We start from the raw sequence: 11,382 nt of genomic DNA, 5'->3' as shown, positions 1-11,382 counted from the left end.
TCGGGCCGCCGCACCCGGACGGCTACCACGGGCGCGTCCTGAGCATCGCCGCCGCCAAGACCGTCGCCGAGCGGGGTCTGACGGGCTTTGGGGGCGGCCGCTCAGTGCGCCGGGCGGGGAGCCGCGACGGACCGCAGTTCCGGGCGCTTCGCGACCCTTCCGTCGCCGGAGGAGCGCCCGCGAAGGCGGCGCATCAGCCACGGTCCGAGGAAGCCGCCGATCCAGGCGGCCTCCTGGGCGGCTCGCCGGCGGAGCCCCGCTGCCGGGAGCGATGGCAGCGGCTCGGCCCACCCGCTGTCACTGCCGGGCAGCGCGAGCGCTTCGGCCGCCGCGGCGGCGATCCCGGCGTGGCCGAGCGGGCTGGCGTGCAGCCGGTCCGCGCTCCACATGCGCGGATCGGTCGTCACCTCGTGCGGGAAGAAGTCGACGACCACGACTCCCTGGTGGTCGGCCGTGGCCCGGATGCGCGCGTTGAGGTCCAGGACCCGGGGACGCAGCCCGCGGGCCAGTGGCGCGATCCGGCCGATGTCGGGGAAGGTGAAGGTGAGCACCCGCGCCCCGGTGGCCGTGAAGGCGGCGAACATCGCGTCCAGCTCCGCCACCACCTCGCCCGCGTCGAAGCCCGGCCGCATCAGGTCATTCATCCCGGCGACCACGGTGACCAGGTCCGGTCGCAGCGCGAGGGCAGGGGCGAGCTGTTCGGCCCGCACCTGGCCGGCGAGTCGGCCGCGCACGGCGAGGTTGGCGTAGAGCAGGCCGGGTTCGTGCCCGGCGATCGTCTCGGCCAGTCGGTCCGCCCAGCCGCGCCATCCGGCCGCCTCGTCACCGTCACCCAGGCCCTCCGTCTGGCTGTCGCCGACCGCGACGTAGCGGCGGAAGCCCGTGGTCGCGATCATGCCGCGGACGCGCCCAGTGCCTCGGCGGTGATCCGCTCGAACTGCGCGCCCATCGCGGCGGCGAGCGCCTGCGCGCCGGAGAGGGGGCGGACCATCACCGTCAACTCGTCAATCAGGCCGTCCTCGTCGACGTGGAGGAAGTCGCAGCCGTGCACCTCGCGGCCATCGACGGTGGCCTTGAAGACGAACGCGTGGTCACGGCCGCCGCCGTCGTTGATCTCCCGGACGTAGTGGAAGTCCTCGAAGACCCGTCCGGCACCGCGCAGGATCGCGGCGGTCATGGCCTTGCCCGGGTAGGGCTTGAAGACGACGGGGCTGGTGAAGACGACGTCCTCGGCCAGGAGGGCCTCGATGGCATCGTGGTCGCCGGCCTCGACGGCTGCGCGGAAGGGGTGCACGGCGGTCTCCATAGTCAACAAATTGAATAGCTGCTGTGCGCGAGCCTAGTCGCGCGATCCGGGCGATGTCGAGGATGCACCGAACTGGGCGGTCGCGAGGGCGCCAGGGCGTTCCGGGCCGACCCCGGTCTCCGACGAGGGCCGCCGGGTCACCGGCCGGAACATCGACGTACGGGCGGCCACGACCCGTAGCGGGATCGTCGGCCGACCCCGCAGCCGACCGGTACAGGGCTCGTACCCGGGGCACAGGGGGCAGCGATCCCACGAAACCCCCTCCTTTCCGGAACGGCGCCTCACCCCGGCTGCTATGCGCCCTGCCGGTCGCTGATGCGCGGCCGGCCGCGCTTCCCGTAGCGGACCGTCGCTGGCGGCCGCTGGTTGCCGAGGGCGGTGAGGCCGCCGATCAACTGGCGGCGGCCGAGGACGTAGAGGGCGAGGATCGGGAGGGTGGACAGGATCACGGCTTCGAGGATGGCGGGGACGTTGATGGTGAACTCGCCCTGGAAGCTCCACACGAACAGGGGCAACTCGCGTTTGTCGGGGCTCTGGGGCAGGATCAGCGGGAAGAGAAGCCCCCGCCTCGTCGGCGAGCGGTCCCAGTACCCTCAGCGACTCTGCCAAGGCCGTGTCGACGTCCCGATGGTCCATACGGATCTCCGCGTGGGGTTCGTACTGTGCAACGCTTCCCGGACCGCACGTTCGCGATTGACGATCATCACCCCTTGAGTCGTTGGGGTCGCCGTATGAGCATCGACCCCCAGGACATGGACCCCGAGGTTCTGCCCAAGGCCGCGTTCGCCTTTCCGGGCCCCCTCCGCGACCGGCTTGTCGCCGCGATCCTCGACGGGTCGAAGACCGCGACCACCGCACTGCTCGCCGACTACGAGCTGCACGGGGAGCCGCTTCCGTGTGTCGGTCGGCGTTCGGCCGTGGTCGACTCCGCTGATCGCCCGGTGGCGATCACCGAGGTGACGGATGTGCGGGTGGTGCCGCTGGGCGAAGTGGGCATCAGCCACGCGCGGGACGAGGGCGAGGGCCACGACACGGTGGAGGAGTGGCGGGCGGACCACGAGGAGTTCTGGCACAGCACGGACATGCGAGATGCCCTCGGGGACCCTGGCTTCACCGTGCACGACACCACTCCGGTGGTTCTGGAACGCTTTCACGTGGCAACCCGCCTGCACGGCCCGTCTTGATCAGCCACCACTGCGCCCCACGTCGTGATTGCGGCACTGCTGCTCGGCTTCAGGGCTTTCCGTCGGCTTCCCGCCGATCGGGGCCGGGAGGGTGGAGTGGCGCAGGCCGCGCAGCCCGGTCGCGGCGGACAGGACGACGGGGGCCGCGGCCAGGGCGAAGCACATGGGCAGGGGAAGGCGCCCCACCAGCAGCCCGGCGCCGGCCGTCGCCGACGACGAGCCGGCGTTGAGGGCCGTGTTCACCCATGCGCCCGCCTTGGTGTGCGCGCCCGGGCGGGCGCACTCGTCGGCGATCAGATACGCCGTCGTGACGGCCGGGGCCACGAACAGTCCGCCCAGTGCGGCGCAGACGACGAGCACGTAGGGGTGGGGCGAGAGACCGGTCACCGCCAGGACGAGCCCCAGTGCGACCGCGAGCGCCGACAGGCGGTGCCTGCTGGAGCTGCGCCACGGGACGGCGCCGTAGACGAGACCGCCGACGGCGCTGCCCGCGGACAGCGCCGCCAGGACCCACGGCACCACCGCGGAAGCGTCCCGTTCGTCGGCGAAGGCGATCACCAGGAGATCCAGAGCCCCCAAGGCCATGCCGACGCCCGCCGCGACGGCGATCGCCTGCCCCAGCCCGGGACGGCCGCCCGGCCCTCCGGTCGTCCCGAGGTCCTTCGACGGCGCGGCGGCCGCCGTCCCCCGGGCCGCCCAGCCGCGAACCGCCGGGGAGGTGGCCAGCGCGAGTGCCCCCGTCAACGCGAGGGCGGCGCTCACCGCGAGACCCACCGAGGGCACGGCCACCTTCACCAGCACGCCCACCAGCAGCGGGCCGGTGACGAACAGGAGCTCCTCGGCCACCCCGTCCAGGCTGTACGCGCGCTGCAGCAGCCCCCGATCAGGGATGAGGGCGCTCCACAACGACCTCATCACCGGACCGAGCGGTGGCGTGGCGGCCCCGGCGGCTCCGGCGAGGACGCCCAGCACGACCGCCGACGCTCCCGACCACGCGGTCGCCAGCGCCAACCCGGTCAGCAGCGCCGCGTAGACGGCGGCCATGACCGGCAGCACACGGCGCGGACCGTGCCGGTCCACCAGAGCGGCACGGACGGGAGAGAGAAAGACACTGGTGATCCCGAACACCGCCATGACGCCGCCGGCCGCGGCGTAGGAGTCGGTGGCCCGTCGGACAGCCAGGACCAGTGCCAGAGAGACCATTCCGTACGAAAGGCGGCCCAGCAGTGCCGCACCGAACGTGCGGCGGGCATGGGGGGTTCGCAGCACGGCCGCGTACGACGGTGCCGTGAAGGACGAAGACATGAGCATGTTCCTCGGGAGAGTCGGCGCCGCTCAGTGGGGCGCTCGCCTGTACGTGGGCAGCGAAGAGCCGCGTCCGGTGGAACGCAGCGGCGCCGGCTTCTACGCACAGAGGAGGGACATGCGTGCGAAGGTAGCAGATCATGAAGCCGAGAGAGGCCGGGTGCCTCCCGCACTGTGCGCGCACAGTGCGGGAGGCACCCGGCCGTTGGCGTTCTCAGGCGGCGGTGCGGACGGCCGAGGAGTACAGCGGCCAGCCGTCCTGGTCCGGGCGGCACGTCACCTCGGCGAAGCGACCGGACTCCCGCAGCAGCGCCGGCACCGTCGCGCCGTGCAGGTGCCCGTGCTCGACCACCAGTGCGCCGCCCGGCCGCAGCATCGCGGCTGCCGCCTCCACCACCTGCCGCACCACCCGCAGGCCGTCGGCGCCGCCGAACACGGCCTGGCGGGGCTGGTAGCGGCCGAACTCGTCCGGCACGTCGGCCGCGTCCGGCATGAACGGCGGGTTCGCGAGCACCAGGTCGGCTCCGGCCGCCAGGCCGGTGAGCGTGCCAGCCCGGTCCGCCGGGCCCTCGTGGACGGTCACCTCGGTGTCCCCGAGCGCGGCGCGACGGGCCGCGTTGCGGCGGGCGAAGTCCGCGGCGACCGGATCGAACTCGACCGCGTGCACGCGGGCGTCCGGCCGCGCGTGGGCGAGGGCCAGCCCGATCGCGCCGGAGCCGGCACACAGGTCGACCACCGTGGGCGCCGCCGTCCCGGCGACGGACTCCAGGCCCGCCGCCAGCACGAGCTCGCTGTGCACCCGCGGCACGAACACACCGGGCCCGACGAGGAGTTCCAACCCCCCGAACACGGCCCGCCCGGTCAGGTGGCCGAGCGGCACACCGCCGGCTCTCCGGCCGACCAGGTCCCGCAGCCGCCGCACCGATCTCCCGTCGAGCTCCCGCCGCGGATCCAGCCCGCCCGGCTCCGCTCCGAGCACCCGCGCGGCCAGCTCCTCCGCCTCCCTCCGTGCATCCGTCCCCGCCGCGCCCTTCCCCAGTACCAGCACGGCCTCGTCGAGCAGTTCCCCGAGCATCGTCGTCCCCATCCGTAGCCTCCCGGACCCACCGCACGGCGCCCACCGCCGCACGCTACCGCCAACTGTGGGACCACGGTGGCTAGGTGAGCGCCCAAAACTGTTGCCCGGAAGGATGGTTGGACGGTTGGGCGTCGACGGCCGGTCTGGCACGCCTGCCATTCCCCTGCCGAGGAGACGTCATCTGCGTGCCCTCGGACTCGATCGCGTGAGCTCGATCAGGGCCCCACGGCTCGCGCAGTGGTCGGCCCAGGCCCTCTCGGAGGCAGCCGCCTGCCCGGTGATTCCGCAAGCAGGACGTCGTGGGAGCCCGGGGTTCGGACTCCCACGACGTCTCGGGACGGGGGTCAGTCGGAAAGGCCCAGTTCGTTGTCCAGGAGGTCGAACATCTCGTCGTCGGACGCCGACTCGAAGTCGAAGGCGTCGGCTTCGGAGGCGGCGGTCCGGGAGGCGAGCCACTTCGTGCGCAGGACCTCCAGGCGGGCGGTGACCCGGGCGAACAGTTCGTCGTCCGAGGCGTCGACCTCCGTCGTGCCGAACGCCTGCTCCAGGCGGTCGAGTTCGGCCAGCAGGGCGGTCGACCCCTCGGTCGGTTCGGGCCGCAGGCCGAGGCGGTCGAAGAGGTGGTCGGCCAGTTCCGCCACCGTCGGGTGGTCGAAGACCAGGGTGGCCGGGAGGCGCAGGGCCACCAACGCGCCCAGGCGGTTGCGCAGTTCGACCGCCGTCAGGGAGTCGAGGCCGAGGTCCTGGAAGGCCCGCTGCGGGTCCACGCCGGAGGTCTCGCTGTGGCCGAGGACCGCGGCCACCTGGCGGCGGACCGCCTCCAGCAGCGCCTCGCGCCGTTCGGCACCCGGCAGTTCGGACAGCCGCCGCACGAACTCGGCGCCACCGCCCGTCCCGCCGTCCGCACCCGCGGCCGAGCCACGCCGCACCGGCACCCGCACCAGGCCCCGCAGGAGCGGCGGGATCCCGCCGCTGCGGCTCAGGGCGGCCGGGTCGAGGCGCAGCGGCAGGACGGCGGGCGCCGTGCCGGCCGTGGTCGCGTCGAACAGGGCGAGGCCCAGATCCGGCGTGAGCGGCGGCATGCCGGCCCGGGCCAGGCGTTCGGCCTCGGCCTCGGTGAGGGTGCCGGTCATTCCGCCGGTGCCGGTCCACGGGCCCCACGCCAGGGAGACCGCGGGCAGGCCGAGGGAGTGGCGGTGGCGGGCGAGTGCGTCCAGGAAGGCGTTGGCGGCCGCGTAGTTGCCCTGACCGGGGTTGCCGAGCGTTCCCGCCGCCGAGGAGAACAGGACGAAGGCCTCGACGCCTTCGGCGGCCCGGTGGAGGTTCCACGCGGCGTCCGCCTTCGGGCGCAGGACGGCGCCGATGCGCTCGGGCGTGAGCGAGCCGATCGTCCCGTCGTCCAGGACACCCGCGGTGTGCACCACCGCGCGGACGTCGTGGCGGGCGAACAGGCCGGTGACGGCGGGCCCGTCGGCGACGTCGCAGGCCTCGACGGCCGTCTCGGCGCCGAGGTCGGCCAGTTCGGCGACCAGTTCGGCCACGCCGTCGGCGGCGGCGCCGCTGCGGCTGACGAGGAGCAGGCTCCGCACGCCGTGCTCGGCGGCGAGGTGCCGGGCCACCAGGCGGCCCAGGCCGCCCGTGCCGCCGGTGATCAGCACCGTGCCCTCGGTGGGCCAGCTCGGGGCCTCGGCCGCGAGCTCCTCCCGCGCGAGGCGGGCGGCGAACAACTCGCCCCCGCTCAGCAGAAGTTGCGGCTCGTCGACGGCGAGGGCGGCGGGCAGGAGCTCCGTCTCGGCGGTGGCCAGGTCGAGCAGGCCGAACCGCCCGGGCTCCTCCGAGGCCGCCGAGCGCACGAGGCCCCAGGCCGCCGCACCCGCCAGGTCGGCGCCGGACACCGCGCCCCGCGTGACGAAGACCAGCCGCGAGGCGGCGAACGCGTCCTGTGCGAGCCACGTCCGGACCAGCTCCAGGACGGCCGTCACCAGGGCGTGCACCGACTCGGCGCCGCCGGAGGGGAGTTCGGCCAGTACCACCGGCGGCACGTCGGGCCTCGCGGCGAGTTCGGCCAGGGCCCGTGCGTCCGGCTCGACGGCGGCGAACGCCACGTCCGCGCCGGCGGGCGCCTGCACCGGCACCCAGTCGAGGCGGAAGAGCGCGTCGTGGCCCGCCGGGCGGGCGGCCGCGCCGAGCTGCTCGGCGGCGATCGGCCGGACGGTGAGCGAGCCGACCGACGCCACCGGTCGGCCTTCCGTGTCGGCCGCGGCGAGCGCCAGCCCGCCGGAGGCCGACGGCGTCAGCCGGACCCGGAGCGCGGACGCCCCGGAGGCGTGCAGCGCGACGTCCTCCCACGCGAACGGCACCCCGGCTCCGACCTCGCCGGAGCCGCTCGCCCCATGGCCGCCGCCCACGGCGAGCGAGTGCAGGCAGGCGTCGAACAGGGCCGGGTGCAGGCCGTAGGCGCCGCCCTCGACGCCCTCGGGCAGGGCGACGTCCGCGAAGATCTCGTCGCCCCGGCGCCAGACCGTCCGGAGGCCCTGGAACGCCGGGCCGTATCCGAACCCGGACTCCCCCAGGCCGTCGTAGAGGCCGGTCAGGTCGACCTGCTCGGCGTCGGCCGGCGGCCACACCGAGGTGTCGAACGCCGCCGGTGCCGCGCCCGTGCCGAGGACGCCGCTGGCGTGCAGGGTCCACGGGTGCGGGCCGCCGGAACCGGGCCGGGAGTGGACACTCACCGTCCGGCGGCCCCCGTCGTCCGGCGTCCCGACGGAGACCTGGAGCTGGACTGCTCCCGTCCCCGGGAGGACCAGCGGCGCCGCGAGCGTCAGTTCCTCGACGACGTCGCAGCCGACCTCGTCACCGGCGCGCACGGCCAGCTCGACCAGTGCCGTGCCCGGCACCAGGACCGAGCCCATGACGACGTGGTCCGCCGCCCAGGGGTGGGACCGCACCGACAGACGGCCGGTGAACAGGAGGCCGTCACTGTCCGCCAGCTCCAGCGATCCGGTGAGCAGCGGGTGTTCGGCGTTCCTGAGCCCGGCGGACTCGGCGCCGCGGCCGGCGGGCAGGCCGCTCGGCCAGTAGTCCCGGTGCTCGAACGGGTAGGTCGGGAGCTCGGCGAGGTGCCGGCCGGCTCCGGCGAGCAGCGCACGCCACTCGACCGTCGCGCCGTGGACGTGCAGGCTCGCGAGTGCCTGGAGGAGGCTCGCCTCCTCGGGGCGGTCCTTGCGGAACGCGGGGGTGGCCACGGTGTCGGCGTCCTCGGGCAGGGCGCTCGCAGTGAGGGCGGTGAGGACGGCGTCGGGGCCGAGTTCGAGGTAGCGCGTGACGCCGGCTTCGTGGAGGGTCCGGATGCCGTCGGCGAAGCGGACGGCCTCGCGGACGTGGCGCACCCAGTAGTCGGGCGTCGTGAGGTCCTCGGCCAGGGAGCCGGTCAGGTTGGAGATCACCGGGATCGACGGCTCGCTGTACGTCAGCCGGTTGAGGACCGCGCGGAAGTCCTCCAGCATCGGGTCCATCAGCGGTGAGTGGAAGGCGTGCGAGACGCGCAGCCGCGTCGTCTTGCGATCGGCGAAGTGCGCCTCGATCGCCTCGACGGCCTCCTCCGTCCCGGAGACGACGACGGAGGTCGGGCCGTTGACCGCGGCGATCGACACGAACTCGCCCAGCAGCGGCAGGACTTCGTCCTCCGCCGCCTGCACCGCCAGCATCGCACCGCCCGCCGGCAGCGCCTGCATCAGACGGCCACGCGCAGTCACCAGCGCGCTGGCGTCAGCCAGGCTGAACACCCCCGCGACGTGCGCCGCAGCGACCTCACCGATCGAGTGCCCGGCCACGAACTCCGCCCGCACACCGAGGGATTCGACGAGACGGTACAGCGCCACCTCGACGGCGAACAGACCCGCCTGCGCGTACTCCGTCCGGTTCAACAGCTCCTCGTCCGAACCCCACACCACATCCCGAACCGGCACCTCCAGCGCCGCACCCACCTCGTCGAAAGCCCGCGCGAACACCGGGAACCGGGCATACAACTCCCGCCCCATCCCCAACCGCTGCGACCCCTGCCCCGAGAACAGGAACGCCGTCCGGCCTTCGGACGCGATCCCTCGGGCCACCTCCACGCCGTCGACGACCACCGCTCGGTGCGGGAAGGCCGTCCGCTCAGCCAGCGTGAACGCCACATCGGCAGCCGGGAGTTCACCAACCTCCGCTAGCCGCGCGAGCTGTGCGTCCAGCGCCGCCTCCGACTTGGCGGACACCACCCACGGCACGAGGCCGGGCGCGGCCCCCTTGTCCGGCTCCGCCGACTCGGGCAGTTCCAGGATCACGTGGGCGTTGGTGCCGCTGATCCCGAAGGACGACACGCCCGCGCGGCGCGGGCGGCCGGTGGCCGGCCAGTCGGTCCGCTCGGTGAGCAGTTCGACGGCTCCGGCCGTCCAGTCCACGTGGGTGGAGGGCTGGTCGATGTGCAGCGACTTCGGCAGCACGCCGTGCTGCATCGCCAGCACCATCTTGATCACGCCGGCCACACCGGCCGCGGCCTGGGCATGTCCGATGTTCGACTTGATCGAGCCCAGCAGCAGCGGGAGTTCACGGTCCTGACCGTAGGTGGCGAGGAGCGCCTGGGCCTCGATCGGGTCGCCCAGCATGGTGCCCGTGCCGTGCGCCTCGACGGCGTCCACGTCGGAGGTCGACAGCGCGGCGCTCGCCAGCGCCTGACGGATCACCCGCTGCTGCGACGGACCGTTGGGGGCGGTGAGGCCGTTCGACGCACCGTCCTGGTTGACGGCACTCCCCCGCAGCACCGCCAGGACGCGGTGGCCGTTGCGGCGGGCGTCCGAGAGGCGTTCCAGCACCACCATGCCGACGCCCTCGCCCCAGCCCACGCCGTCCGCCGCCTCGGCGAAGGCCTTGCTGCGGCCGTCGGCGGCGAGGCCGCGCTGCCGGGAGAACTCGACGAACGTCGCCGGGGTGGACATCACCGTCACACCGCCGGCCAGGGCCAGCGTGCACTCGCCACTGCGCAGGGCCTGCGCGGCGAGGTGCATCGCGACGAGGGACGACGAGCAGGCCGTGTCCACCGTCACCGCGGGGCCTTCCAGGCCCAGCGTGTACGAGACGCGGCCCGAGGCCACGCTGCCCGCGCTGCCGCTGCCCTGGTGGCCCTCGAACTCACCGCCGCCGAGCAGGTTCGCGTAGTCCGCGTACATCACGCCGGCGAAGACGCCCGTCCGGCTGCCGCGCAGCGACACCGGGTCGATGCCCGCCCGCTCGAACGCCTCCCACGAGGTCTCCAGCAGCAGACGCTGCTGCGCGTCCGTCGCCAGCGCCTCGCGCGGGCTCATCCCGAAGAACGCCGCGTCGAACGCCGCCGCCTCCCGGAGGAATCCGCCTGTCCGGGTGTAGGAGGTGCCGCTCTGGTCCGGGTCCGGGTTGTACAGCGTCTCGACGTCCCAGCCGCGGTCGGCCGGGAAATCCGACACCGCGTCCACGCCGTCGGCCACCAGACGCCACAGGTCCTCCGGCGACGCCACGCCGCCCGGGTAGCGGCAGGCCATCCCGACGAGCACGATCGGGTCGTCGGACGGAACGGGCAGGACAGCCGGCAGCTCCACGGTCTCCGCAGCGCCGAACAGGCCTTCCAGCAGGAAGCCGGCGAGCGCGTGGGCGGTCGGGTAGTCGAACACGACGGTGGCCGGAAGCTGGAGACCGGTCACGGTCCGCAGCCGGTTGCGCAGTTCGACCGCCGTCAGCGAGTCGAAGCCGAGATCCTGGAAGGCCCGCGACGGATCCACCGTCGACCGGCCCTCGTGGCCGAGCACGAGCGCGATCTGGTCACGCACCAGGTCCAGGACGGCCGCCCGCCGCTCGTCGCCGCCCAGGCCCGACAGCCGCCGGGTCAGGTCGACCGCGGCGGGGGCCGTGGCGGCCCGGCGCGCCGGGGTCCGGACCAGGCCGCGCAGCAGGGCGGGGACGCCGCCCCGGTCCCGCAGGGCGGCCAGGTCGAGCCGGACCGGCAGGACGGCCGGCTCGGCGCCGGCGGCGACCGCGTCGAACAGCGCCAGCCCGTCCTCCGGGTCGAGCGGCGGCACGCCGGCACGGGTCATCCGTTCCCGCTCGGCGTCGGTGAGCGTGCCGGTCATGCCCGCCACGTCCGACCACGGGCCCCAGGCGAGCGAGACGGCCGGCAGGCCGAGGGCGCGGCGGTGGACCGCCAGGGCGTCCAGGTAGGCGTTGCCCGCCGCGTAGGCGCCCTGGCCCGCGCTGCCGAACGTACCGGCGACGGAGGAGAAGAGGACGAAGGTCTCGACGTTCGAGGCGGCCCGGTGCAGGTTCCACGCCGCGTCCGCCTTCGGACGCAGGACGGCGGAGACCCGCTCGGGAGTGAGCGAGCCGATCACACCGTCGTCGAGCACACCCGCCGTGTGGACGACGGCACGGATCTCGTGCCGGGCGAACAGGTCAGCGACAGCGGCCTCGTCGGCCACGTCACAGGCCTCAACGATCACCCC

At 74.2% G+C, this 11,382-nt stretch carries 5 protein-coding genes and 2 pseudogenes; 1 reads left to right on the top strand and 6 read right to left on the bottom strand.

Features of this window, described 5'->3' with window-relative positions; translation table 11 throughout:
- Window positions 1-101: 101 nt before the first annotated feature.
- From AB0C76_RS40320 to AB0C76_RS40310, 3 genes and pseudogenes are all read right to left on the bottom strand, one after another.
- Complete coding sequence (locus AB0C76_RS40320; protein ID WP_359975441.1) at window positions 102-896, bottom strand: SGNH/GDSL hydrolase family protein; 795 nt, start codon at window positions 894-896, stop codon at window positions 102-104.
- Window positions 893-1,294, bottom strand: a complete 402-nt coding sequence (locus AB0C76_RS40315; protein WP_359975438.1) for a nuclear transport factor 2 family protein — start codon at window positions 1,292-1,294, stop codon at window positions 893-895. The genes AB0C76_RS40320 and AB0C76_RS40315 overlap by 4 nt, the downstream gene beginning before the upstream one ends.
- Before the next feature lie 386 nt (window positions 1,295-1,680).
- Window positions 1,681-1,869 (bottom strand): annotated as a pseudogene (locus AB0C76_RS40310) (carbohydrate ABC transporter permease); the annotation flags it as partial.
- Between the two features lie 168 nt (window positions 1,870-2,037).
- On the opposite strand from AB0C76_RS40310, the gene AB0C76_RS40305 reads away from it, so the two are divergent.
- Window positions 2,038-2,490, top strand: a complete 453-nt coding sequence (locus tag AB0C76_RS40305) for an ASCH domain-containing protein (RefSeq protein WP_359975435.1) — start codon at window positions 2,038-2,040, stop codon at window positions 2,488-2,490.
- Here AB0C76_RS40305 and AB0C76_RS40300 read toward each other — a convergent pair whose 3' ends face one another.
- The 3 genes and pseudogenes from AB0C76_RS40300 to AB0C76_RS40290 all read right to left on the bottom strand — a co-directional run.
- Entirely contained in the window at window positions 2,491-3,795 is a 1,305-nt protein-coding gene (locus AB0C76_RS40300; RefSeq protein ID WP_359975432.1) for an MFS transporter, read from the bottom strand. It abuts the gene before it with no gap.
- A gap of 214 nt (window positions 3,796-4,009) precedes the next feature.
- Window positions 4,010-4,882 carry a HemK/PrmC family methyltransferase gene (locus AB0C76_RS40295; protein ID WP_359975430.1) on the bottom strand — a complete coding sequence of 291 codons (873 nt, stop codon included), beginning with the start codon at window positions 4,880-4,882 and terminating at the stop codon, window positions 4,010-4,012.
- A 335-nt stretch (window positions 4,883-5,217) separates the two neighbouring features.
- A pseudogene (locus tag AB0C76_RS40290) lies at window positions 5,218-11,367 on the bottom strand (SDR family NAD(P)-dependent oxidoreductase); the annotation flags it as partial.
- Window positions 11,368-11,382 lie beyond the last annotated feature (15 nt).

It is taken from the genome of Kitasatospora sp. NPDC048722 (assembly GCF_040650235.1).
Taxonomy (GTDB): Bacteria; Actinomycetota; Actinomycetes; order Streptomycetales; family Streptomycetaceae; genus Kitasatospora.
Note: the sequence above shows the minus strand (reverse complement) of the source record. Positions and strands in the feature narration are given on the sequence as shown.